Source organism: Mycobacterium florentinum, from assembly GCF_010730355.1.
GTDB classification, from domain to species: domain Bacteria; phylum Actinomycetota; class Actinomycetes; order Mycobacteriales; family Mycobacteriaceae; genus Mycobacterium; species Mycobacterium florentinum.
The window spans coordinates 5,597,691-5,623,730 of the sequence record NZ_AP022576.1; the positions used below are offsets into that span (position 1 = coordinate 5,597,691).

The 26,040-nt window shown below is 68.2% G+C and carries 16 protein-coding genes; 12 read left to right on the forward strand and 4 right to left on the reverse strand.

All coding sequences use genetic code 11. The features are described from left to right. Nucleotides 1-246 precede the first annotated feature (246 nt). The gene (locus G6N55_RS26465; RefSeq protein WP_085220649.1) at nt 247-672 is read right to left on the reverse strand and encodes a hypothetical protein; all 426 of its coding nucleotides are present in this window, start codon (nt 670-672) and stop codon (nt 247-249) included. Between the two features lie 206 nt (nt 673-878). On the opposite strand from G6N55_RS26465, the gene G6N55_RS26470 reads away from it, so the two are divergent. From G6N55_RS26470 to G6N55_RS26515, 10 genes are all read left to right on the forward strand, one after another. Beyond that, nucleotides 879-2,327 carry an FAD-dependent oxidoreductase gene (locus G6N55_RS26470; protein WP_085220648.1) on the forward strand — a complete coding sequence of 483 codons (1,449 nt, stop codon included), beginning with the start codon at nt 879-881 and terminating at the stop codon, nt 2,325-2,327. Nucleotides 2,328-2,893: 566 nt separating this feature from the next. Beyond that, complete coding sequence (locus tag G6N55_RS26475; RefSeq protein ID WP_085220647.1) at nt 2,894-3,658, forward strand: thioesterase II family protein; 765 nt, start codon at nt 2,894-2,896, stop codon at nt 3,656-3,658. Then, entirely contained in the window at nt 3,651-4,970 is a 1,320-nt protein-coding gene (locus G6N55_RS26480) for a beta-ketoacyl [acyl carrier protein] synthase domain-containing protein (RefSeq protein WP_085220646.1), read from the forward strand. The genes G6N55_RS26475 and G6N55_RS26480 overlap by 8 nt, the downstream gene beginning before the upstream one ends. Further along, nucleotides 4,970-8,026, forward strand: a complete 3,057-nt coding sequence (mbtD, locus tag G6N55_RS26485; RefSeq protein WP_085220645.1) for a mycobactin polyketide synthase MbtD — start codon at nt 4,970-4,972, stop codon at nt 8,024-8,026. Before G6N55_RS26480 ends, mbtD begins: the two co-directional genes overlap by 1 nt. A 1-nt stretch (nt 8,027) precedes the next feature. Further along, entirely contained in the window at nt 8,028-14,612 is a 6,585-nt protein-coding gene (locus tag G6N55_RS26490) for a non-ribosomal peptide synthetase (RefSeq protein WP_085220644.1), read from the forward strand. Then, a complete protein-coding gene (locus tag G6N55_RS26495; RefSeq protein ID WP_085221208.1) occupies nt 14,609-19,024 on the forward strand; it encodes a non-ribosomal peptide synthetase in 4,416 nt (1,471 codons plus the stop codon). The genes G6N55_RS26490 and G6N55_RS26495 overlap by 4 nt, the downstream gene beginning before the upstream one ends. Further along, on the forward strand, nt 19,021-20,301 hold the full coding sequence (mbtG, locus tag G6N55_RS26500) for an NADPH-dependent L-lysine N(6)-monooxygenase MbtG (RefSeq protein ID WP_085220643.1): 1,281 nt from the start codon (nt 19,021-19,023) through the stop codon (nt 20,299-20,301). Before G6N55_RS26495 ends, mbtG begins: the two co-directional genes overlap by 4 nt. Further along, a complete protein-coding gene (locus tag G6N55_RS26505; RefSeq protein WP_085220642.1) occupies nt 20,298-20,525 on the forward strand; it encodes an MbtH family protein in 228 nt (75 codons plus the stop codon). Before mbtG ends, G6N55_RS26505 begins: the two co-directional genes overlap by 4 nt. 154 nt (nt 20,526-20,679) lie before the next feature. Further along, a complete protein-coding gene (locus G6N55_RS26510; RefSeq protein ID WP_085221207.1) occupies nt 20,680-21,195 on the forward strand; it encodes a hypothetical protein in 516 nt (171 codons plus the stop codon). Between the two features lie 62 nt (nt 21,196-21,257). Then, nucleotides 21,258-21,761, forward strand: a complete 504-nt coding sequence (locus G6N55_RS26515) for a hypothetical protein (RefSeq protein ID WP_085220641.1) — start codon at nt 21,258-21,260, stop codon at nt 21,759-21,761. Here G6N55_RS26515 and G6N55_RS26520 read toward each other — a convergent pair. From G6N55_RS26520 to G6N55_RS26530, 3 genes are all read right to left on the reverse strand, one after another. After that, nucleotides 21,758-22,630 (reverse strand): sigma-70 family RNA polymerase sigma factor, encoded by an 873-nt coding sequence (locus tag G6N55_RS26520; protein ID WP_085221206.1) that lies wholly within the window; start codon nt 22,628-22,630, stop codon nt 21,758-21,760. The two genes, G6N55_RS26515 and G6N55_RS26520, sit on opposite strands and share 4 nt — an antisense overlap. Next, on the reverse strand, nt 22,627-23,223 hold the full coding sequence (locus tag G6N55_RS26525) for a carboxymuconolactone decarboxylase family protein (protein WP_085220640.1): 597 nt from the start codon (nt 23,221-23,223) through the stop codon (nt 22,627-22,629). Before G6N55_RS26525 ends, G6N55_RS26520 begins: the two co-directional genes overlap by 4 nt. A gap of 83 nt (nt 23,224-23,306) precedes the next feature. After that, complete coding sequence (locus G6N55_RS26530; protein WP_085220639.1) at nt 23,307-23,648, reverse strand: type II toxin-antitoxin system VapB family antitoxin; 342 nt, start codon at nt 23,646-23,648, stop codon at nt 23,307-23,309. Nucleotides 23,649-23,804: 156 nt separating this feature from the next. On the opposite strand from G6N55_RS26530, the gene hrcA reads away from it, so the two are divergent. Then, complete coding sequence (hrcA, locus tag G6N55_RS26535) at nt 23,805-24,836, forward strand: heat-inducible transcriptional repressor HrcA (RefSeq protein ID WP_085220638.1); 1,032 nt, start codon at nt 23,805-23,807, stop codon at nt 24,834-24,836. Nucleotides 24,837-24,895: 59 nt separating this feature from the next. Then, nucleotides 24,896-26,038: a molecular chaperone DnaJ gene (dnaJ, locus tag G6N55_RS26540; protein ID WP_085220637.1), complete on the forward strand. Its 1,143-nt coding sequence runs from the start codon at nt 24,896-24,898 to the stop codon at nt 26,036-26,038. Nucleotides 26,039-26,040: the final 2 nt, after the last annotated feature.

The following is a 26,040-nucleotide window of genomic DNA, read 5'->3' on the forward strand; positions in this document are numbered from 1 at the left end:
TCTCATCCCACCCCACCTGTGGCCTGAATAGTAGACGGTCATGTACTCAATGAGATGGACTGACCGTACAGGATGACTACGGACGTTTCCATCTACCGGGGCCCACGGCAACACCCACGAGCTGCACCGGGAATCCGCGAAAGCGCCGCCATTACGAATGGGCGTGAACGTGCCTTTTGCTGCCGATCACGTTGCCGACGGAAAATGGCACGTCAGAACGGTATGGACTACGTTATGCGCGTTGCGTCACGACATTTTCCGCAGACGCCTTTTCAACCCGGCGCTGCGCAGAATCTGAGTCGTGAAGTTCAGGGAGGCGAGCATGGGAAACACCCCGAGGAAGGTCCGCTCGGAGGGTGTCGCTCCATGCAAGTGGTAAAGGCTCCCAAAGACGTAAAAGCAACCGAGCATGAATAGAGCGCCGGGAATGCAGAACGCCATCGCCGAGCTACGGACCGCGACGATCTGCCTCGCGTAGTCCAGTTCGTTCTTCGACAGCGGTTCGCGTTTGCGCACCTTCACGGTGACCGTTCTGGCGATTCCAATTTCGTCGCTGATCGGAGTGGGAGCGCGGTCGCCCAGGCGTTTGACGTATACGGCAGCACCGGTGGCGAACACCAGGGCCAGCACCAGGGCGACCACGGTCAGCAGTCCATATAGCCCCTGTGCCATCACTTGCTCCTTCGCTCCGCCCGTTGTGGACGCTACCGATCACTAGCTTAGGCCCGAGCCGGTGTCGAGGGAATCCCGCTGTCAGCGTTCGGTCAGGAGCGGGTAACGGTTGGGGCTCGTTTCGGTGATGGCGCCGCACGTCGGGCGCTGCCGCGGATCGTGGGGTTTAACAATGCCGGACATGACGCAATCGCGGGAGTCCGACGATGGCGCGTGAGATCTCGCGGCAGACGTTTCTGCGCGGTGCCGCTGGAGCGCTGGCGGCCGGCGCGGTGTTCGGCGCGGGCCGGCTCGGCTCCGCCCCGGCTAAAGCCGCTCCGAATGCCACTGGCTGGGAAGGACTTTCGTCCGCGCTCGGCGGCAAGGTGCTGCTCCCGGACAGCCCGCAATTCGGCTCGGCCAAACAGGTTTTCAACACCAACTACAACGGCCTGACTCCGGCGGCGATCGTCACCCCGACCTCGGCGGCGGACGTGCAAAAGGCGATGGCCTTCGCCGCAGCCAATCACCTCAAGGTCGCACCCCGCAGTGGCGGGCACTCCTACATCGGGGCGTCGACGGCCAACGGCGCCATGGTGTTTGACCTGCGCCAGCTGCCCGGGGGAGCCAACTACGATGCCGCCACCGGGCAAGTCACGGTGACACCGGCGACGACTCTGTATTCGATGCACGAGACGCTGGCCGGCGCCGGCCGCGGAGTCCCGACGGGTACCTGCCCATCGGTGGGCGCCGCGGGCCACGCCCTGGGCGGCGGGATGGGGGCCGATTCGCGGCACGCCGGCCTGCTCTGCGACCAGTTGACCTCGGCGCAGGTGGTGCTCCCCGGTGGCCAGGCGGTCACCGCGTCCGCCAACAGCAACCCCGACCTGTTCTGGGCGCTGCGCGGCGGCGGGGGCGGCAACTTCGGGGTCACCACCTCGCTGACCTTCAACACGTTCCCCACCCGCGACCTCGACGCGGTGAACCTCGATTTCCCGGCGCAAGCGTTCGCGCAGGTGCTCGTCGGGTGGGCCAACTGGTTGCGCACCGCCGACCGCAACAGCTGGGCGCTGGCGGACAGCACCACCGACGGGTTCGGCACCCACTGCCGCATTCTCGCGACCTGCCCGGCCGGGTCGGGTCCGGCCGTGGCGAACGCCATCGTTGCCGCCGTCGGCATGCAACCGAGCGGGACCGACACCCATACGTTCAACCGCATGGACATGGTCAGATATCTGGCCGTCAACAACCTGAACCCGCAGCCGCTCGGCTACGTCGGCGGGTCGGACGTATTTCAGAGCCTCACCCCGGCAGCCGCGCAGGGAATTGCCGCCGCGGTCAACGCTTTTCCGCGCGGTGCGGGCCGGATGCTGGCCATCATGCACGCCCTGGACGGTGCGCTGGCCACCGTGGCTCCAGGTGCCACCGCGTATCCGTGGCGTCAGCAGGCCGCGCTGGTGCAGTGGTACGTCGAGACCGGCGACCCGGCCGCGGCGACCAACTGGCTCAACACCGCACACCAAGCGGTGCGCCCCTATTCGGTCGGCGGCTACGTCAACTACATCGAGGCCAACCAGCCGCCCGCGCGCTACTTCGGCCAGAACCTGTCCCGGCTGTCGTCGGTGCGACAGAAGTTCGATCCGGGCCGGGTCATGTTCTCCGGGCTGAACTACTAGCCGCTTCGCGTCGTTCGTCGTCTCGCGTTGAGTGTGCGCTCACGGCGTTGAGTGTGCGGCCAGGCCGCCGACACGCCGGGACGGCCCGCCGCCGGTGCACACCGAAAGCGGTGAGTGCACACGCGATGTGACATCAGCCGGCACCGTCCCGCGAACGGCCCGTCGTCGAGCTGGCGGGGCGGTCGGCGGGGAACGGCGTAAAAATCCTCCGCGGGCCGCGCTGTGTCCGGGATCACCTGGGCTCCTTAGAGGGGGCTTGGTAGCAACGGCCCAGGGAGAGAGGATAGGGTAACCAAAAAAATTAGGGCAGCCTGTGCTAATTCAGGGAGGTTTCGTGGTGCGTCCCCCCGCGGGCTCGGAGAACATCCGTGCGGAGGTAGCCGAACTGATCGGCATCGGTGTTGGCGCTGTTCAGCATGCTGACAACCTGACGTTTCAGTGCCGAGATTCCGTCGCAACGATGTCGCTGGCCGATCGGTCAGGGCTCGTAGCCGCAGGCTCCCTCGCTGCCATGGCACGACGGACGGTCGCCAGTAGCAATGTCGCCGGGGCATTCGGTGAGCGCAATGACATTCCGTGATCTGATCAGCATGCCGGCCACATTCCCGTCTTGGATCAAGCTGGTGCCCGGGCGCGGCGAGAGGTCGGCACTGGGCGCCACGGTGGTGTTTCCGCACGCCGGGGCCGCCGCCGCGAGCTACCGGGTGCTGGCCACCGCACTGGCCGCGGCCGGCGACACGTACATCGTGCAGTACCCGCAGCGCGCCGACCGGCTCGCCGAGCCTGCCCACGAGACCGTGCACGACCTTGTCCTCGGGCTCTTTGAGGCCGCGCCTTGGCGCAGCGTCGCACCGCTGCGGTTGTTCGGGCACAGCATGGGCGCCGTCGTCGCGTTCGAGTTTGCTCGGGTTGCCGAGGAGCGCGACGTCGCCGTGCAGAAGCTGTGGGCTTCCGCGGGTCCGCCGCCGTGCGTCGTCGCCGAGATGCCCGAGCTGCCGACCAGCGATGGCGAGGTGCTCGCCGAACTCGCCGACCTGGGCGGCACGGATCCCGAACTGCTTGCCGACGAGGAATTCTCCGAACTGCTGACCACCGCGATGCGCGCCGACTATCAGGCCTTCAATCGCTACCACCCCAGTCCCGACACCCGTATCGGTATCGACATCCACGTCTTGGGCGGCCGTGACGATCACCGCATCGCGATCGATGTGCTGCGGCGCTGGGATCGGCACACCGCCGGGTCCTTCGAGCTGTCGTTGTACGACGGCGGGCACTTCTACGTCTACGACCACGTCGATGCGATCGCCGCGCAGGTGAACGCCAATGTCTGACCGCGGCTTGGAAACCATCGATATCGACCCGGTCGTGATCGTCGGGATGGCCGTCGAGGCACCCGGCGGTATCGACACCGCCGACGGTTACTGGGACCTGCTGGCACACGGCCGTGAGGCACTGGGCCCGTTTCCGACCGACCGCGGCTGGTCGGTCGCCGACCTGCTGGCCGGATCACGACGCAGTGGATTCAAACAGATCCACGACCGCGGCGGATTCCTCAGCGGCGCAGCCACATTCGACCCGGAATTCTTCGGCATCTCGCCACGCGAAGCAATCGCGATGGACCCCCAGCAGCGGGTGACGCTGCGGGTGTCCTGGCGCGCGCTGGAGAACAGCGGCATCAATCCCGACGACCTTGCCGGCCACGATGTGGGTTGCTTTGTCGGCGCATCCATGACCGGGTACGGGCCCGAGATGGCCGAATTCTCCCGGCACAGCGGCCATCTGCTCGCCGGGACGGCGCTGAGCGTGATCTCGGGCCGGGTCGCCTACACGCTGGGCCTGACGGGTCCGGCGCTCACCCTCGACTCGTCGTGCGCGTCGGCGCTGGTCGCCTTCCACGTCGCGGTGCGTGCCCTGCGGGACGGCGATTGCGACCTTGCGCTGGCCGGCGGGGTCAACGTGTTGGGCTCACCCGGTTTCTTCGTCGAGTTCTCCAAGCAACACGCCCTCTCCGACGACGGCTACTGCCGTCCCTACAGCGCGCATGCCAGCGGAACGGTGTGGGCCGAGGGATCGGCAATGTTTGTGCTGCAACGCAAATCGGCCGCGCTGCGGGCCGGCCGGCATATCATCGCCGAAGTCCGCGCCACCGCCGTCAACCAGGACGGCCGCAGTGCGGGTCTGTCCGCCCCCAGCGAAGACGCGCAGATCCGGCTGTTCCGCCGCGCGATCACCCAAGCCGGGATCAAACCCGAGGAAGTGGGCATGGTCGAGGGCCATGGCACCGGGACCCGGCTCGGTGACCGCACCGAATTGCGTTCTCTGGCAGAGACTTACGGCGACACCGAACCCGGTGCCGGAGCGCTGCTGGGTTCGGTGAAATCCAACGTGGGCCACTCGCTGGCCGCTGCCGGTGCGCTCGGGCTGGCCAAGGTTCTCGTCTCGGCCGAACACGGTGCCATCCCGGCCACCCTGCACGCCGCCGAAGCCAGCCCCGAAATCGACTGGGAAGGACAAGGTTTGCGTCTGGCGCAGACTCTGACGCCGTGGCCGTCCATCGCCGGGCAGCGGACCGCCGTGGCGTCGGCATTCGGGATCGCGGGCACCAACGCACATCTGATTGTCTCCATGCCCGAGGTCGCATAGTGCTCGATCGAGTGTTGCCCGATGGTCGTGTCCCGGTGTTGTTCACCTCGCACGACAAAGAGCTCGTTCGGCGGGAAGCGGCGGGGATCCTGGACTACCTGGACCGCAGCGGCAACGCCGCACCGGATGTCGCGGCGGCGGTCGCGTCGACGCTGCTGCGGCTGCGGCGGGTGCGACGTCACCGCGCGGTGCTACGCGCGGCCGACCGCACCGAACTCCTCGACGGGTTGTCCGCGCTCGCCCACGACGAAGAGCACCCCCTGATCACCTGGTCCGCGAAGAGCTCGACGCCGCGGATCGCCTTCGTCTTTCCCGGCCAGGGCAATCAATGGCAGGGGATGGGTGCCGACGCCAACCGGCAGCTGCCGGCGTATCGGGAGACCGCCGACGAGTGCGGGGCCGCGTTCGTCGCGGCCGGGTTGCCCTCGCCGCTGCCGTACCTGATGGACGAGCGGCAGCAGCACTGGCCGCGCACGCAGATTCAGGGAGCGCAGTTCACGCACGCGGTCAGCCTGGCCGCCACATGGCGAAACCACGGGGTGATCCCCGAGATCACCGTCGGGCACAGCCTCGGTGAGGTGGCGGCGGCGTATGTGGCCGGGACCGTCACGCTGGCGGACGCGGTCCGGTTGGTCGGCGCGCGCGCGACGGTCGTCGACCGGCTGACGGGGCGGTATGCGATGGCGGTGCTGGGGGTCGGTGTCGAAGACGCGGAGTCCGTCCTGGCCGATGCTCCGGGTTGGCTGGAAGTGTCGGCGGTCAACGGGCCGTCGTCGACCGTGGTGTCCGGTGACTACGACGCCGTGGCTGCCGCGGTGCAGCTGGCGGGGCGTCGGGGCATCTTCAATCATCTGCTGTCCGTGGACTATCCGGGTCACACCAGTGCGCTGCGGCCGTTGCGCACGCCGTTGATCGAGCTGATCCCCGATTCGGCCTTCCAGCGCGGGAACGCACGGTTCGTCGGCTCCACGTTCGGTACCGAGGTGGACGGCGACATCGACTTCTCCGAATACTGGTATGAGAACCTTTGTGGCACTGTGCGATTCGATCGTGCCGTGCGGCATGCGCAGAAGCTCGGGGTCGATACGTTCGTCGAGCTGTCCGCGCATCCGTCGCTGCTCTATCCGCTCGCCGACATCGTCGACGAGGAGTCGGCCGTGATCGTCGGATCGGGGCATCGCGACAAACCCATCACCGACTCGCTGTCGGCGAACATCGCCGCCGTCGCGACCGCTGACCCCGGTAGCCCGTGGGCCAACGCCATTCCGAACGGTGTCCAGCCGCCGTTGCCGAGGTTCCCGAACGCGCCGATGCGGGCGGTGCATCTGTGGGCGACACCAGAACCGTTGACCGACACGGTCGCCGTTCCAGCGCTTACCGCTGCCGTCGAGGACTGGCAGCAGGTGACGTCACCGACTGCGACCAGCGCAACCGGTTGTGCCATTGGCTTTTTCGGCGAGGCAGCGGCGGGCGCGCTGACCCAGCAACTGATCGATGCCGTTGCCGCGCACGACGGTTGCCAGGCGGTGCCACTGCGCGAGGCCGAAATCGTCGCGGTCATCGCCCCGGAACTCGACCAGCTGGATGCGCTTGCCGCGATTGAGCAGATCGCCGGCCGGTCCGACGCCGGCCTACCCGACTACGCCGCGGTCATCGGCCCCCGATGCCGGGCCGTCTGGTTGCTGACCGTCGGTGCCGAACAGGTGGATCCGGGTGAACCGGATGTCTCGCCGGCACAGGCCGCCCTGGCCGCGATGCACCGCAGCGTCGGTTTCGAATTCCCGGACCAGACGTTCGGGCACCTGGACCTGCCAAGCCGCGATGTCGACGCGCCGACCGCACTCGCGGTCGTCGACGTGCTGATCGGCGACGGAGCCGAGATCGCGTTGCGGGGCACCGAATCGCCCCGACGCTATGTCCGGACGTTCCGGGAATGCCGGGCAACCAGCCGGCCGTTGGATGCCGCCGCGCTGGACAACGTGGTGATCACCGGCGGAAGCGGTGCCATCGGCCTGCAGTACGCGCGGTACTGCATCGAACACGGGGCACGGACCGTTACCCTGTTGAGCCGCAACGGTGTTGACCCGGACGCGGTGGCGCGGCTGGCGGAGAATTCCGACGCGGTGATCCAGGCCCCGCTGTGCGACATCACCGACCCCGTCGCGTTGTCCGCCGTCGCCTTCGAATATGCGGGCGCGGGCGCGTCGGTGCTGATCCACACCGCCGGCATCGCCAAGGCGGTGGTGCGTGAGGATCTCACCGGTACGGATGTGGCGGAGGTATGTGACGCGAAGGTTCGCGGATTGGTGTCGCTGACCGAAGTCTGGCCGACGCGGCCCGATTGCCGGATTCTGGCCTGCTCGTCGGTGTTTGGCGTGTGGGGCGGCTACCACCACGCGGCGTACGCGGCGTCCAACCGGATGCTCGACGTGCTGGCTGCCCAGTTGCGCGCCAGCGGCCGGGACTGCACGGCGATCCGATGGGGACTGTGGCAGGCCGCCGGTGTGGTGGCGGCCAACGAGATCACCCGCACCGAGCGTTCCGGTCTGATAGCCATGGACCCCGAGCTGGCGATCGAAGCCGGCCTGTACCGTTACGACGGCGATCCACTGATTTTCGACGCGGACTTCGATCGGCTCGCGGTCTTCTTCGAAAGTCAGGGAATGCCAATGCCGTTCAGCGGCCCGGGCAGTAGCGACAGCTCCGAGCGTGACAACGGCTCCGCTGCGAAACCGCTCGACGACGTGGTGCGTGCCGAGCTGGCCGCGACATTGCACTTGGGTGATTCATCCTCGATTGACCCGAGTGCCTCTCTGATCGACCTCGGTGTGGACTCGTTGCTCGCGCTGGATCTGCGCAAGCGGCTACGCCGGACGGTGGGCAGCTCGGTGCCGGTGGCCCGCATGCTCGGCGGCATCACTGTGCACGAATTGATCAATGCGTTGGGCGCGGGCGGGGCCGGCGGGCCGAAGGCTTCGCCGAGGTTGGAAGCCGGCGCCGCTGGAATCGGGGCGCAACACTCGACGCTCGCGATGCTAGAAAGGTTGGACTCCTAGCGTGACTGACACTTCCAATGCCAGCGCCCGGCTTGACGAAAAGCGCCTGGAATTGTTGCGCCGCAAGATCGCTGAACGCGGCCTGGCCAGGCCCGAGGCCGCGGGCACAGTAGCGACCTTCGACGAGCCGCGCATGTCTGGCGGCCAGCACCGGATGTGGTTCGTGCAGTCGGTCGACCCCGACAGCGCGCTGCTCAACGTCTGCGTCTCGTATCGCGTCACCGGCACCGTCGACGTGGCGCGGCTGGGCGACGCGGTCAATGCCGTGGCCGCGCGCCACCGTGTGCTGCACACCACCTACGAGACCGACAGCGACGGCCTCCCGTATCCGGTGATCCGTGCGGATCTACGGCCGGACTGGGCCGAGCACGACCTTTCGGGCCTGGCCGAGCAGTCGCGGCGGTTGCGGCTGGACGTGCTGGCGCAACGAGACTTCTGCCGCCCCTTCGACCTGGCCAAGGATTCGCCGCTGCGGGTCACCGTCGCGCGCTTGTCGGCCGACGAACTGATACTGCTGTTCACCGCCCACCACATTGCGTGGGACGACGGGTCCTGGGCGCCGTTCTTCGCCGATCTGACGCGCGCGTACACCGACCCGGACGGTTTCGCTGCCGCGCCGGCGGCGCCGGCCCCGGCCGTCGAGCCGGCATTCGCCGACGCCCCAAGCCACCAGGAGGACGCGGACTACTGGCGGCCACTGATCTCGAATCTCCCTGAGCCGCTTGAGCTTCCGGGTGCCAACGGTTCGGTGGTGCCGAGCACCTGGCGCGCGCAGCGCACGACGACGCGGTTGCCGGCCGACGTTGTCGATCGGGTCGCGGTACTGGCCCGGGACACCGGCGCCACTCCTTACATGGTGTTGATGTCGGCCTTCGCCGCACTTATCCAGCGCTACACCCAGTCGAGTGACTTCCTGGTCGCGGTTCCGGTGCTGAATCGCGGCGTCGGAACCGAGGACGCGATCGGCTATTACGGCAACACCGTGGTGATTCGGCTGCAACCGCACTCCCACCAGACATTCCGGGAACTGCTGACCCAAACCCGGGACAGCGCCGTGGGCGCCTTCGCGCATTCGCGTGCCGACCTGGATTGGCTGGTGCGCGAATCCAATCCCGATCGCCGCCACGGCGCGGACCGGATGACCCGGGTGAGCTTCGGCCAGCGCGACGCCGACGGCCCCGGCTTCTGCCCGCCGGGTGTGCAGTGTGCGCGCGCCGAGCTGCGCGGTCACTTCAACCAGCTGCCACTGAGCTTCATGGTGGAGCTGGAGCGGTGCGCGAACGGCGGCGGATTGGTCGAGGCCGAGTATCTGGTCGAGGTGCTGGATCGTCCGCTGGTGGAACAGCTGCTGCGGCACTATGTCGTACTGCTGGACAGCGCGCTGGGCAACCCCGACAAGGCGCTGTCCGCGTGCGCGCTGATGAGCGACGAAGACGCCGAGTGGCTGCGCCGAATGTCGACGGGCGAAGAGTTCAGCACTCCGGCAGCCACGTTGCCGGAGTTGGTCAGTCGGCGCGCAGCGCAGACGCCCGACGCCATCGCGGTCGGCTACGAGGGTCGCAACTACACCTACCGAGAGATCGACGAAGAGTCGAACCGCCTGGCGCACTGGCTCATCGAGCAGGGTATCGGCACCGAGGACCGGGTCGCGCTGCTGCTGGACAAGTCGCCCGAACTCGTGATCACGGCGCTGGGCATCCTCAAAGCCGGCGCGGTGTACATGCCGGTGGACCCCACCTACCCGCAGGAACGAATCTCGTTCATCCTGGGTGATGCGGACGCCAAACTGGTTCTGCGCGAACCGGTTAGCGGCCTGTCGAACTACCCGGTCACCGCGCCCGAGCTGATTCGCCCGCTGAGCCCGCACAACACCGCCTACCTGATCTACACGTCGGGTTCGACCGGGCTGCCCAAGGGTGTCCCGGTGCCGCACGCGCCGATCGCCGAGTACTTCGTCTGGTTCGGCGACGAATACCAGATAGACGCAACCGAATCGCTGCTGCAGGTCGCTTCACCCAGCTTCGACGTGTCGATGGGCGAGATCTTCGGCACCTTGATCATGGGTGCGCGGCTGGTGATTCCACGACCCGACGGGCTGCGCGACATCGGCTACCTGACCGATTTGCTCAGCCGCGAAGGCATTACCTCGATGCACTTCGTGCCGTCGCTGCTGGGGCTGTTCCTGTCGCTGCCAGGCGTCAACCAGTGGCGCTCGCTGCGGCGCGTGCCCATCGGTGGGGAGGCCCTGCCCGGCGAGATCGCCGACAAGTTCCACGCCACCTTCGACGCGCTGCTGTACAACTTCTACGGTCCGACCGAGACCGTCGTGAACTGCACCAGCTATCCGGTGCAGGGAACGCAGGGCACCCGCATCGTGCCGATCGGCCGGCCCAAGATCAACACGCAGGTGTATCTGCTCGATGACGCGCTGCAGCCGGTCCCGGTGGGCGTGATCGGCGAAATCTACATCGCCGGAACACATGTCGCGCAGGGGTATCACCGCAGGCCGGGACTAACGGCCGAACGCTTCGTCGCCGACCCGAACACCGCGGGCGGGCGGATGTACCGGTCGGGTGACCTGGCCCGCCGCAACGCCGACGGAGACATCGAGTTCGTCGGCCGCGCCGACGAGCAGGTGAAGATTCGCGGCTTCCGCATCGAGTTGGGCGAGATCGCCGCCGCCATCTCGGTCGACCCCAGCGTCGGGCAGGCGGTCGTACTGGCCGTGGACCTGCCCCGGCTGGGCAAGAGCTTGGTCGGTTATGTGACCCCGGCCCCGGATTGTGGCACCGAATCCGTTGACGTCGAACGTATCCGGGCCCGGGTGGCCGCGGCGCTGCCGGACTATATGACGCCGGCCGGCTACGTGGTACTCGACGAGATTCCGATCACCGCCCACCAGAAGATCGACCGGACCGCCTTGCCGCAACCGGAGATCGCGGCCGGCGCCGAATACCGCGACCCGACGACGCCGACCGAACGGCGCATCGCCGCACTGTTTTCCACCCTGCTCGGCCACGACCGGGTAGGTGTCGACGACTCGTTCTTCGATTTGGGTGGCCACTCCCTGGTGGCCACCAAGCTGGTCACCGCGATCCGCTCGGATTGCGGTGTGGAGCTTGGCATTCGCGACATCTTCGAGCTTGCGACGGTGGGCCGTCTGGCCGAGCGGGTCGACCAGACGGGGTCCGGCACGCTGGTCGAGTCGCGGCCCAAGCTGATCGCGACCGCTCACGAAGAGCCCCAGCCGCTCTCGGCGTCACAGCTGCGCAGCTGGTTCGCGTACCGCATCGACGGGCCCAGCTGGGTCAACAACATCCCCTTCGCCGCGAAGCTGAGCGGGCCGTGGGATATCGAGGCGCTGATCGCCGCCATCGGCGACGTCGTCGCCCGTCACGAAATCCTGCGCACCAGCTACGTCGAAATCGACGGTGTGCCCTATCAAGTGGTCAATCCGGCCGGTGACCTGCCGATCCGCCGGGCTGCCTTCGACGGTGCTGAGAAGGACAGCGAAGCGTGGCTGACCGAGCAACTGGACGCCGAGCGTCAGCACTGCTTCGAGCTTGACAGCGAGCGACCGATCCGGGTCGCCCTGCTGCGCGCCGGCGTTGACACCGACGAACATGTGATGTCCTTCGTGGTCCATCACATCGCCTCCGACCACTGGTCGGCCGGCGTGCTGTTCTCCAATGTCCTTGACGCCTATCGGGCTCGGCGTTCGGGTGAGGCGCCGTCCTGGGCACCGCTTCGGGTTCAGTACGCCGACTACGCGGTATGGCAGAGCGCGTTCCTGGGTGACGCCGGTGGCCAGGAGTCCGCAATTGCCAGCGAGCAGCGCGAGTACTGGACACGGCAACTGGCCGGAATGCCGGAGGACACCGGGCTGCGGCCGGACTTCGCCCGCCGGCCGGTGCCCAGCGGTGCGGGCGAATCCGTCGCGTTCCGCATCGACTCGGCCACCCGCGGCAAGCTTGCCGAATTGTGCCGCGAGTTGGGCATCACCGAATTCATGCTGCTGCAAACGGCCGTCGCGGTGGTGCTGCACAAGGCCGGTGGCGGCGTGGACATTCCGTTGGGCACTCCGGTTGCCGGACGTACCGAGGCCGAATTGGACCAGCTGATCGGCTTTTTCGTCAACATCCTGGTACTGCGCAACAACCTCGACGGCAATCCGACGCTGCGCGAGGCGCTGGCCCGCGCGCGTGAGACGGCGCTGGCGGCCTACGCCCACCAGGATCTGCCGTTCGACCGGGTGGTCGACAGCGTGAGCCCGGTGCGTTCGCTATCGCGCAACCCGTTGTTCCAGGTCGTGGTGCACGTCCGCGATCACCTGCCCGCCACCCGGGTCATCGATGCGGGCCTGGACGCCCGCGACGGCGAGGACACGGTGATCACCTCGCTGGACCCGGTTTTCGACATGGCGCATGCCGACCTCAGCGTCAACTTCTTGGGCACCGACGGCGCGGACGGCACCGGATACAACTGCGACGTCATCTACCGCACCGAGCTGTACAGCCGGTCCACCATCGAGCGGTTGGCCGGCTGGCTGGCCCGGATCATCAGCGAGTTCGCCGACAACGTCGACCAAACACTGCGCGACGTTGCGGTGATCGATGACGACGAGCAGCGCCGCATCGTCGACGAGTGGAGCCGCGGTGCTCGGGCGCCACACGACCGGCCGCGCACCATTCCCGAATTGCTGGCTCCCAGCCGGAGTTGGGGTGCCGACCGGATCGCGGTGCGCTGCGGTAGTGAGCAGCTCGATTACCCTGCGCTGCACCGCCGCTCGGACAACCTGGCGGCGCTGCTCGCCGAACACGGGGTGACCCCGGGGTCGCTGGTCGGGCTCTCGACTCGGCGCGGCATCGACATGGTGGTGGCGCTGGTGGCCATCATGAAAGCCGGTGGCGGTTACTTCCCGATCGATCCCGGCTATCCATTGATGCGCAAGCAATTCATGCTCGACGACGTCGTGCCGCCGGTGGTGCTGGCGACGGCCGAAGCCGCGGACAGCACGCCGGAAGTGCCCGGTGTCACGGTGATTTCGCTGGATGACCCGCAGGTACGTGCGGTGGTGGAGAGCGGCGACGCGGCGCCGCCGGCGAGCGCACCCCATCCTGACGACCCGATGTATTTGGTGTTCACGTCCGGGTCCACCGGCAAGCCGAAGGGCGCGGTGGGCACGCATCGGTCGATGTCGGCCCGGCTCGATTGGCAGTTGCGGCATTACCCGCCGTGCGCCAACGACATTCGCCTGGCGCAGGCCTCGATCACCTTCCTCGAGGGCGGTATGGAGATGCTGGCCGGCCTGGCGGCCGGGGCCACGATGATCCTCGCCGACGACGCCGAGCACCGCGATGCCGAAGCCCTCGGGGCGTTGATGGACCGCCATTCGGTGGCGCAGGTGACGGCGGTGCCGAGCCTGGTCTCGGCATTGGTCGACACCCGGCCCGATGTGGTGCGATCCCTGTCGCGGCTGGTCTGCGGCGGCGAGCCGGTGAGCATGTCGCTGTTGGAGCGGCTGGTGGCCGTGTGTGGCGACGCCGCGGACATTCAGCTGTTGAACAACATCGGCTCCACCGAGACCTCCGGCGCGGTGTCGCGCGGGCCGCTCGGTCTGCCGAATCCGTTGGTGGGCAAGCCGGTACCGGGTGGCGACGCTTTCCTGCTCGATGAGGGTCTGCGCCCGGTGCCGGTCGGTGTGGTCGGCGAACTGTACTACGCCGGCGACCAGCTGGCCCGCGGCTACTGGAAGCGCCCCGGTCTGACCGCGACGCGATTCGTCGCCAATCCGTATGCGCTGGAACCCGGTTCGCGGCTGTACCGCAGTGGCGACCTGGCCCGGTGGACCGAGGATGGGCAGCTGGAGTTCGCCGGCCGGATCGACCACCAGGTCAACGTGCGTGGTTTCCGGATCGAGTTGGGTGAGCTCGAGGCCGCATTGACCGCGGCCGACGGCGTGGCCTCGGCGGCGGCCCGCACCTGGGAGGTGCACGGCGGTCTCTCGCTGGCCGGATATGTGGTGCCGCAGCGACCGATCGTCGGCGACGCCGAGAAGGCGGCCTTCGCGGGCGCGGTGCGTGCGGCGATCGCGACGACGCTGCCGGGATACATGATGCCCTCGTCGCTGACCGTGCTCGACGCGATGCCCAAGACCGACTCGGGCAAGCTGAACCGGCCCGGGCTGCCCAAGCCGGCGGTCAGCACGGGTGGACAGATCGAGCCGCCGCGCACCGACACCGAGCGGGCCCTGGCGACGGTGTTCGCCGAACTGCTGTCGACCCCGCAGGTCGGACGGTTCGACGACTTCTTCGCCCTCGGCGGCGACAGCATCCTCTCGGTGCAGCTGTCGGCGCGGGCCCGCGCGGCCGGCCTGTCGGTCAGCCCGCGCATGGTCTTCGAGCATCCCACGGTAGAGCAGCTGGCGGCCGCCCTGGACGCTCTGGGCGACGGGCAGACCGATTCGGATCAGGCCGACGTGCCGGCCGACACCCGCTTCGAGCCGATGACCGCGTCCGGACTGTCGGCCGACGATCTGGCCGCCGTGTCGCAGCTGTGGTCGTCGTCGCGCGACGGCACGTCATGACCGCTACCAAAACCGATGTCGCACCCGACATCGAGGACGTGATGGCGTTGAGCCCCCTGCAAGAGGGCTTGTATTCGCTGAGCGCGCTCACCGAATTCGTCGAAGGTGAAGCGGCCGACGATCCATACGTGATCGGGATGGCCGCAGACATCTCCGGTGTACTCGACGCCGAGCTGTTACGCGACTGCGCGTCAAAATTGTTGGCCAGACACCCGAATCTGCGGGCCAGCTTCTTCAGCCGGGGGATTGCGCGTCCGGTGCAGATCGTGCCGTCTCGGGTCGAATTGCCGTGGCGAGTGGTCCAGGCCGCACCCGAGGATGTGCAGGCGCTGGAGGAGGCCGAACGCCGGCGACCGTTCAATCTAGAACGGGGGCCGGCCATTCGGTTCCTGCTGATCGAATTGCCCGGCCCACAATGGCGTTTGGTGATCACCGCGCACCACATCGTGATCGACGGCTGGTCGTTGCCCGTATTCGTCAACGAGCTGATGATCTTGTACGGGGCCGGGGGAGACCCGGCGGCGTTGCCCGTTGCGCCGCGGCCGTACCGCGATTACATCGGTTGGCTGGCCAGCCGCGATCCCGAAGCAAGTCAACAGGTTTGGCGCCAGCACCTGGCCGGCCTGCCCGGCCCCACCAAGCTGGCGGCTTCGCTTGGTTCGGCCGAGGCGGCCGACGGGCAGCAGGCCGGCTTGCCGCGCAGCACCGAACTGCGGTTGCCGGCCGAGGACGCCGAGCGACTCGTCGACGGCACCCGCTCGCGCGGGATCACCGTCAACACTCTGATGCAAATGGCCTGGGCCCTGGTGTTGTCGCGGCTGACCGACACCCATGACGTGGTCTTCGGGGTCACCGTCTCCGGCCGACCACCCGAACTTGCCGGCGTCGAGACGATGATCGGACTGTTCATCAACACGGTGCCGATGCGGGTCCGGCTCGACGCGGCCGCCGCCGTCGGCGACCAATGCCGTGCGGTGCAGCGCAACGCCGCGCTGCTGCGCGAGCACGGTTTTCTCGGGCATGCGCAGTTGCGGGCCATCGGTGGCGTGGGGGAGATGTTCGACACGCTGCTCGTCTACGAGAACTTCCCGTTGGGCGGCCTGGTCGCCGGCGGCGAATTGACCGCCGGCAGTGCGAAATTCCGGCCGGCCGCGCTGCAGAGCCTGTCCCACTTCCCGGTCGCGATCGCCGCCCACCTGGAGGGGCGCGAGCTGGTGGTGTTGGTCGAGGTGCTCGACGGCGCGTTGGGGGGCACCACCGCCGAGTTGTTGGGCCGGCGAGTGCTGACCACCGCCGAGCGACTGCTGCAGGCCTGGGAGCGCCCGCTGCGTGAGGTCAGCGTCCTCTTCGACGACGAGGCAGTGACGGCCGCGACAGCATCAGCCCCGCCGGCGCGCGGGATCCACACCCGGTTCGCCGAGGTCGCGGCCGAGTCACCCGACAACGTCGCGATCAGCTGGGCGGGTGGCGCGCTGCGCTACCGCGAGGTCGACGACCTCGCCAACGCGCTGGCCGCGCGGCTGGCCGAGCGCGGGGTGAAGCGCGAAACCCCGGTGGCCATCCGGCTTTTCCGTGGCCCGGAGTACATCGTCGCGATCCTCGCGGTGCTCAAGGCCGGCGGGATGTGCGTGCCGATGGAGCCGGGTTTTCCTCCCGAACGGGTGGAGTCGATTCTGCGCCAAACCGGGGCATCGATCATCGTCGACGAGGAACTGCTGGCGGCCGGGGGACCCACCGCCGCCGGCTTCCAACCGGTCGACGTGCCGCCGGAGCAGGCCGCGTATGTCGTGTTCACCTCGGGGACAACGGGAGAACCCAAGGGCGTCATAGGAACTCACGCGGCAGTCGGCGCGTATGCCGACGATCATCTGGACGCCGTGTTGCGGCCCGCGGCCACCCGGTTGGGTCGCCCGCTGCGCATCGCACACGCATGGTCGTTCGCGTTCGACGCCGCCTGGCAACCGTTGGTCGCACTGCTCGACGGCCACGGTGTGCACGTCATCGACGAGCCGACCCAGACCGACGCCGAGGCCGTTGTCGCGGCGATCGGCGCGCACGGCGTCGACATGATCGACACCACGCCGTCGATGTTCGCCCAACTCACCGCCTGCGGCTTGCTCACGACGGTTCCGCTGGCAGCGCTGGCGCTGGGCGGCGAAGCGCTCGGTAAGTCGGCGTGGGCCCTGATCCGTAACGAATGCGCACGAACTGGATTGCGCGCCTACAACTGTTACGGCCCAACCGAAACCACCGTCGAGGCGGTAGTGGCCGACATCGCGGAGTATGACGAGCCGTCGATCGGACGGCCGACCCGGCACACCCGCGGTTACGTGCTGGACTCGGGGCTGCGCCCGGTGCCCGTCGGGGCGACCGGCGAGCTCTACCTGGCCGGCGCGCAGTTGGCCCGCGGTTATCTGGGCCGCCCGGGGGAGACGAGCCACCGATTCCTTGCCGATCCGTTCGCCGCCGGAGAGCGGATGTACCGCACCGGCGATTTGGTGCGTCGCGGGCCCGACGGCTCACTGCAATACGTGGGGCGCGCCGACGCGCAGGTGAAGATTCGCGGCTACCGGGTCGAGCCCGGTGAGATCGCCGCGGCGCTCGAATCCCACCCCGCCGTCCAGCACGCCGGCGTGCTGGTGCGGCGGCTGCAAACCGGAGCACGGCTGACCGCCTATGTGGTGATCGCCCAAGCGGCGGTGCGCAAGCCGTCGGCGGCCGAGCTGCGCGGCATGCTCGGTATCCGGTTGCCGCGCTACATGATTCCGCAGCGCATTATCACGGTCGACGAAATTCCGCTGACCGCCAACGGCAAGCTGGACGAAGCCGCGCTGAGCGCATTCGATGCGGCCGAGGCCACCGAAACCGGGGCCGGGCCCGAGACGCCCACGGAAGTCGCACTGGCCGAACTGCTTTCGGAGCTGCTGCACCAACCTCGGGTCGACGTCGCCGCGGACTTCCTGCAGCTGGGCCTGGACAGCATCATGGCGCTGTCGGTAGTGCAGGCGGCGCGGGCGCGGGGTCTCGCGCTGCGCGCCAGGCTCATCCTCGAATGCGCCAACATCCGGGAACTGGCAGAGGCGATCGATTCCGAAAATGAGTCTGCTGCAACCGAATTCGAAGACAGCGTCGGGCCCATGCCGGTGCTGCCGAACGGGCGCTGGCTCTACGAATACGGCGAGCCGCGCCGGCTCGCGCAGACCGAAGCGATCCGGCTACCCGACGGCGTCAGCCGCGAACAGCTCGATGCCGCACTGGCCAGCATCGTTGCCGGGCACGAGGTGCTGCGTACGCGACTGGACCGCGCCACCATGACGCTGGTTGCGGCGCAGGCGACCGAGGCTCTCATCGACGAGGTGCCGGTCTCGGAGGACCTGCAAGCCGTGGTTCCCGGGCACGTCGCCGGCGCTCTCGACCGGCTTGACCCCGAGCGCGGGGTGATGCTGGCCGCGGTGTGGCTTCGCCCACCGACCGGAGCGAGTGTTCTGCTGCTGGCCGCCCACGTGTTGGCGATGGATCCGGCGTCCTGGCGGGTAGTTCTCGGCGAATTGGACACCGCGCTAACGGCATTGGGCACCGGTCACTCGCCCGCACCGATCCGCGAGCACACCAGCTACCGGCGCTGGGCCGGTGCGCTGGCCGAGCGCGCCGAGCGGCTGGACACCGCGCAGTTCTGGGCCGCGCAGCTCGAAGGCGACGATCCCAATCTCGGTGCCCGACGGGTGGATCCGGGCCGCGACCGGGCCCGCGATCTGATCGTGGGCATAGTGGCCGCCGATGCGGACACCACCCACCGGCTGCTGGATTCCGGCCTGCCGCTGCCCCATCTGCTGGTGGCCGCCACGGCGGCGACGGTGACGCGCTGGCGCCAGCTGAGAGACCAGGCCACGCCGCCGCCGCTGCTGGCACTGGAAACCCACGGCCGCGCAGACGGTTTGGTAGACGAGCCCGGCGCGCACACCATCGACACCGGTGACACGATCGGACTGCTCAGTTCCATCTATCCGGTGCGGGTGGCCTCGGCGGACCCGCGGCGGGTCGGGGAGCAGTTGGCGGCCATCCCGGGTGACGGGCTCGACTACGGGTTGCTGCGCTATCTGCGCACCGACACCGCCGCGCGCCTGGCCCCGCTGCCCGGTCCGCAGCTGCTGCTGAACTATCTCGGTGCCGCCCACACCGGAGGCGGGACCGTCCTGAAGCCGGAGCGCGAACTGCTGGCCGGGGTATCGCCACAGCCGGAACCGGATCTGGCGGTGCGCCACGAACTCACGATCATGGCCACCGTGCTGCCATTCGACGGGCAGCGTGTCCTGGCCGCGCAGTGGCGCGCGCTGCCCGATATTCTCGACGACGCGGACATCTCTGCGTTGCAACAACTTTGGATTGAAGCACTGCGGGAGGTGGTGACATGAGCACGTTAGCGATCCTGGGCGCCGGCGCCAAGGCGGTGGCCGTCGCGGCCAAGGCCAAGGCATTGCGCGACATGGGCGTCGAGGTCCCCGACGTCATCGCCGTCGAACGCACCGGGGTCGGGGCGAACTGGCAGGCGAGCGGCGGCTGGACCGACGGTGCGCACCGGCTGGGTACCAGCCCGGAAAAGGACGTCGGTTTCCCCTACCGGTCGGCGCTGGTGCCGCGCCGCAACGGCGAGCTCGACGAGCTGATGATGCGGTACAGTTGGCAGTCCTATCTGATCGCGACGGCGTCGTTCGCCGAGTGGATCGATCGGGGCAGACCCGCTCCGCCGCACCGCAAATGGAGCCAGTACCTGGGTTGGGTCGCCGACCAGGTCGGCATGCAAGTGGTGCACGGCGAAGTCGACGGGCTCGGCGTCATCGGCGACCGCTGGGCGCTGCACACCCACGAGACCACCGTGCACGCGGATGCGTTGATGATCACCGGGCCGGGCCAGGCGGAGAAATCACTGCTGCCCGGCAACCCGCGAATGATGTCGATCGCCCAGTTCTGGGACCGCGCCGCCGGCCACGACCGCATCACCGCCGAGCGGGTCGCGGTGATCGGCGGCGGTGAGACGGCCGCCTCGATGCTCAATGAGCTTTTCCGGCACCGGGTTTCGACAATCACGGTCATCTCGCCGCAGGTGACGCTGTTCACCCGGGGCGAGAGTTTCTTCGAGAACTCGTTGTTCTCCGATCCCACCGACTGGACCGCGCTGACGCTGGACGAGCGCCGCGACGCGCTGTCGCGCACCGACCGCGGCGTGTTCTCGGCGAATGTGCAAGAAGCGCTGCTGGCCGACGACCGCATCCGCCATCTGCGCGGCCGGGTCGCGCACGCGGTGGGCCGCGACGGGCAGATCCGGCTGACGCTGTCCACCAACCGGTTCAGCGAGAACCTGGAGACGGTGCATGGTTTCGACCTCGTCATCGACGGCTCCGGCGCCGACGCGCTCTGGTTCACCTCACTGTTCAGCCAGGACGCGCTCGACACGCTCGAACTGGGTCTGGGTGGACAGCTGGACTCCGAGCGCCTGCAGGAGGGGATCGGCTACGACCTGTCCCTGTCCGAGGTGACCCCCAAGTTGTTCCTGCCCACCCTGTCCGGCCTCACCCAGGGGCCCGGATTTCCCAACCTGAGCTGTCTCGGCCTGCTGTCGGACCGGGTGCTGGGGTCCTGGGTCGGTCCGGCAGGTTTGTCCAGATACCAAGCGATGGTGGAGAAACGATGAGCACTAACCCGTTCGACGACGACAACGGCACCTTCTTCGTGCTGGTCAATGACGAGGAGCAGCACAGCCTGTGGCCTGCCTTCGCCGAGGTCCCGGCGGGCTGGCGGGTGGTGTTCGGCGAAGCCAGCCGGGCCGAGTGCCTGGACTACGTCGAACAAAACTGGCCCGACATCCGGCCGAAGAGCCTGCGTGAGTCGATCGCCGGGAGCCGGTCGGCTGGTTAGCCAGCAAACCCAAAATTCTGGGCTGCTACACAGGTTGCGCACAGATTAATCGGCGATATCCCGCGTAGCATCTGTCACAAGGTGCACAACTACACCATCTACACCAGGTGTGGGTGACATTCCCGTCACGACGCTGCACGCCGAAGGGGGAATCATGAAATCCGTCAAAGCCATCGTGACAGGTGTGGCCGCCCTGGGTGCCCTGGGCGCCGCGGCCATCGGTGTCACTTCGATCGCCGCCGTCCCGGCCGCGCAAGTGCAGCTCGCGGCCGTCGGCGCACCGCTTCCGCAAGACCCACCGCCGCCCGTCCCGGTCCCCGCTGCCGACGTTCCGACCGCGGACCAGCTCACCGGCCTGCTGAACAGCCTCGCCGACCCGAGCGTGTCGTTCGCGAACAAGGGCAATCTGGTCGAAGGCGGCATCAGCGGAACCGCGGCACACATCGCGGACCACAAGTTGCAAAAGGCCGCCAAGAACGGCGACCTGCCGTTGACGTTCACCATCACCAACATTGCGCCGGGCGCGGCGGGAACGGTGACGGCGGACGTCGCGGTTTCCGGCCCGAAGCTGTCGAACCCGGTGACGCAGAACGTCACGTTCGTCAACCAGGGCAGCTGGATGTTGTCGCGCGCCTCGGCGATGGAGCTGATTCAGGCCGCCGGGCAGTGAGTAGCATCCGTCAAGTTGGCCCGGAGCGGGCCGCTAAAGGGGGAAACGTGAAATCCGTAGCTATGAGCATGGCGGCGTTGGCCATCGTCGGCGGGGCGGCCGCCGGCATCGCGTCGGTCGCAGCGCCGGCGCCCGCGGTGCAGCTGGCCGCGGTTGGTGCGCCCTTACCGCAGGAGCCGCCGCCGCCTCCCGCGCCTGCGCCGGTGGGGCCGGGCCTGCCGACGGCCGATCAGTTGAGCAACCTCTGCATCCAGGCCACCGACCCGGGCGTGGGCTACTCCGTCAAGGTCGGGCTGGTCGAGAACGGCATCAATCCCGACGAGGGCCACGTTGCCGACCACGACCTGCGCAAGGCCTACCGGAACGGCAACTTCCCGGAGACCTTCACCGTGACGAACATCGTGCCGGCCGGGCCCAACACGGCCGCCGCCCAGGTGGCCATCGCGGGTCCGAAGTTCGCCGGGCCGGTCAACAAGCAGCTGGTGTTCGTTCAGCAGGGTGGCAACTGGGTGCTGCAGCACGACGCGGCACTGGCATTGCTGCAGGCCGCCAGCGCGGTGAACTAGCCGGATACAGCGCTCAGGTCGAGTCGGGCGATGCGCCGCGGGTCGGCCAGCACGTCGATCGCGGCGACCACGCCGTCGCGCACGATGAACGCCATGATCGAGGTGGGCCGGCCGGCGACGAACACCACCGCGCCGGCCGCCCCGTTGATGGTTGCGGGGCGGACCTCGCGCTCGGGGCCCGCGTAGCCGCGGGCCAGCTGGGCCACCGACGACGCACCCTCGGCCCGGAAAAGCCCCGCGCCGGAACCGAAGTCACCGCGCAGCACGACATCGGGATGTAGCACCGATACCAGCCGGTCGAAGTCACCGGACCGCCCGGCCGCGAAGAAGGCGTCGACGACCTCGCGTTGCGCGGCGATGTCGGCGTCGGGAAGCGGGTCCGCCTCGTGGATGCGCCGGCGTGCCCGGCTGGCCAGCTTGCGGGTCGCCTCCGGGGTGCGGTCGACGATCGGCGCGATCTGGTCGAACGGCACGGTGAAGACGTCGTGCAGGACGAACGCCAGCCGCTCCGCCGGCGCCAAGGTGTCCAGCACGACGAACAACGCCAGGCCCACCGCGTCGGCCAGCATCGCGCGGTGTTCGGGATCGAATTCGCCGTCGGCGTCCACGATCGGGTCCGGCAGCTGGGCGACCGGCTCCTCGCGATGACGGGTGTGGCGGTCGCGCAAGGTGTTCAGGCAGATGCGGGCCACCACGGTGGTCAGCCAGGCGTCGAGGTTGGCGATGCCGTCGGTGGAGCCGCGGTTCAGCCGCAGCCACGCTTCCTGCACGGCGTCCTGGGCGTCGTCGACCGAACCCAGCATGCGGTAGGCGAGGGCGCCCAGCTGCGGCCGGGCCGCCTCGAAACGGGCTGTCAGCGAAGCCGTCATGTGCGGCCGGCGTCGGGCAGCGCGCACACCCGGTTGCCGGAGAAGCCGGACGAACCGATGCCGAGTGCGATATTGAACCGGGCCCGCAGATTGCCCAGGTTGATCACGTGGGTAAGGGCGACGAGCTGCGGCGTGTCGAAGTGGGCGCGCAGCGCGTCGAACAGCTCGTCGGTCACCTCGACCGGGGTGCGGCTCATCGCGGTGGCGTACTCCAGGATCAGCTTGTCGACGTCGTCGAAGCACGCGGCGTTGCGGTAATCGGCCATCCCCAGCAGCTCTTCGTCGGTGATGCCCCACTGGCGGGCGATCTGCGAGCCGAGGTCGATGCAGTATTCGCAGCGCACCGTCGTCGCCGCCTTCAGCTCCGCCAGCGCGCGGTGGCGCGGGCGCAGGATGTCCAGCTTCGATTCGGCCTGCTCGAGCTTGCCGTAGGCGCTGAGCAGGCGCGGGATGTGGGCGTACATGCGCAGCGGTTCGAGCATGCCGGCCGTTTCCAGTCCGGCCATCCGCGCGAGCTTGCGTTTGGTGAAGAAGAAGGCGATCTTGGCGCCCAGGCCGGCGTCGCGGTCGGAGACTCCCTGTAGCCGGGACATGGCGAACCTCCCGAATGGTCGTGGTGCGGACCGTTATTGGCCCTCACTACGTCGACACCCGGCGACGCGCAAACGTGACCGGGCTAGTGCCCGAACGTCGAACCCGATCCCTGGGTCTGCTGGCTCAGCGGTATGTCCATGTCGTACACCCGGGCATGGAACACGGTGCGATTCCGCAGCGCGGCCTGGACCGCGCGGTGCAACCCGTCCTCGAGATAGATGGTGCCTTTCCAGCGCACGGCGTGCGGGAAAAGATCGCCGTAGAAGGTGGAGTCCTCCGACAGCAGCCGATCCAGGGCCAGCACCGTGGTCGTGGTGACCAATTCGTCGAGCCGGATCTGCTGTGGTGGTATCTGGGACCAGTCGCGGTAGGACAGCCCGTGTTCCGGATAGGGCTTCCCGTCTCGTACGCCCTTGAAAATCATTGGCGGATCTTCTCCGATGCGTCGTCGAGGCCCAACGAGTTCCTGCTGGACAGGCTAGCCGCAAACTTGTCCGCGATGTGCGGCGGACGCGTGCGCAGCGAGGTCAGCGCGATGTGTGAGACCGTAAAATGGACGCGATCAAGGAGGTAGCAACCAATGGGCAGTGCTGACGACCGTCGGTTCGAGGTGCTGCGCGCCATCGTCGCCGACTTCGTCGCCACCAAGGAGCCGATCGGTTCGAAGTCGCTCGTCGAGCGGCACAACCTTGGCGTGTCCAGCGCCACCATCCGCAACGACATGGCGGTGCTGGAGGCCGAGGGCTACATCGCCCAGCCGCACACCAGTTCCGGGCGGGTGCCCACCGAGAAGGGCTACCGCGAGTTCGTCGACCGGATCGATGACGTCAAGCCGTTGTCAGCGGCCGAGCGGCGGGCGATCCAAAGCTTCCTGGAATCCGGCGTCGACCTCGACGACGTGCTGCGCAGGGCGGTGCGGCTGCTGGCTCAGCTGACCCGTCAGGTGGCCGTGGTGCAGTACCCGACGTTGTCGACGTCGACGGTGCGGCATCTGGAGGTGATCGCGTTGACGCCGGCCCGGCTGCTGATGGTGGTGATCACCGAGTCCGGGCGGGTGGATCAGCGCATCGTCGAGCTCGGCGACGTCATCGACGATCACCAGCTCTCCCAGCTGCGCGAGATCCTGGGCCAGGCCCTGGAAGGCAAGAAGCTCGCCGCGGCGTCGGTCGCGGTGGCCGATCTCGCCCAGCAGCTGGGCGGCGCCGGCGGGCTGGGCGACGCGATCGGCCGTTCGGCGACGGTGTTGCTGGAATCGCTGGTGGAGCACACCGAAGAGCGCCTGCTGATGGGCGGCACCGCGAACCTGACCCGCAACTCCGCGGACTTCGGTGGTTCGCTGCGCTCTATCCTCGAAGCGCTCGAGGAGCAGGTGGTGGTGCTGCGGTTGCTGGCAGCCCAGCAGGAGGCCGGCAAGGTCACGGTGCAAATCGGCCATGAGACGGCGGCCGAGCAGATGGCGGGCACTTCGATGGTGTCTACCGTGTACGGCACCATGGACACCGTGTACGGCGGTATGGGTGTGCTGGGCCCCACACGAATGGACTATCCGGGAACTATCGCCAGCGTGGCCGCGGTTGCTCTTTATATTGGCGAAGTCCTGGGTGCCCGATGACGGTGCACCCGCAGAGTTTGTGGACAGCCGCGTAACGCGCGGCACAAGAAAGGTCAGGCGTGGCACGCGACTATTACGGGCTGCTGGGTGTGAGCAAGAACGCCGGCGATGCGGAGATCAAACGCGCGTACCGGAAGTTGGCGCGCGAATTGCATCCCGACATCAACCCCGACGAGGCCGCACAGGCGAAGTTCAAGGAGATCAGCGTCGCCTACGAGGTGCTCAGCGATCCGGAGAAGCGCCGCATCGTCGACCTCGGCGGGGACCCGCTGGAGAATGCGGCAGCCGGCGGCGGTTTCGGCGGTTTCGGCGGCCTGGGTGATGTGTTCGAGGCGTTCTTCGGTGGCGGCTTCACCGGGGGTGGGACGTCTCGCGGTCCGATCGGCCGGGTTCGGCCCGGCTCGGACTCGCTGTTGCGGATGCGGCTGGATCTCGAGGAGTGCGCGACCGGCGTGACCAAGCAGGTCACCGTCGACACCGCGGTGCTGTGCGACCGCTGCCAGGGCAAGGGCACCAACGGCGATTCCGCACCGATCCCGTGCGACACCTGCGGCGGTCGCGGCGAGGTGCAGTCCGTGCAGCGTTCGCTGCTGGGACAGATGGTGACATCGCGACCGTGCCCCACTTGCCGCGGCGTCGGCGTGGTCATCCCCGACCCGTGCCATCAGTGCATGGGCGACGGCCGGGTGCGGGCCCGCCGCGAGATCAGCGTCAAGATTCCCGCCGGTGTCGGCGACGGCATGCGGGTTCGGCTGGCCGCTCAGGGCGAGGTCGGGCCCGGGGGAGGCCCGGCCGGTGACCTCTACGTCGAGGTGCACGAGCAGGCCCACGACATTTTCGTCCGTGACGGCGACGACCTGCACTGCACGGTGTCGGTGCCGATGGTCGACGCCGCACTCGGCGCCACGCTCAGCGTCGACGCCATCCTCGACGGCACCAGCGAGATCGTCATTCCGCCTGGCACCCAACCGGGTTCGGTCATCACGCTGCGCGGCCACGGGATGCCGCAGCTACGCTCGGCCACCCGGGGGAATCTGCACGTGCACGTCGAGGTGGTGGTTCCCACGCGGCTGGACCACCACGACAGCGAACTGTTGCGCGAGCTGAAGACCCGCCGCAGCCGCGACGTGCCCGAGGTCCGCTCGACGCACACCGGCAGTGGTCTGTTCAGCCGGCTGCGCGAGACCTTCACCGGGCGCTAGCC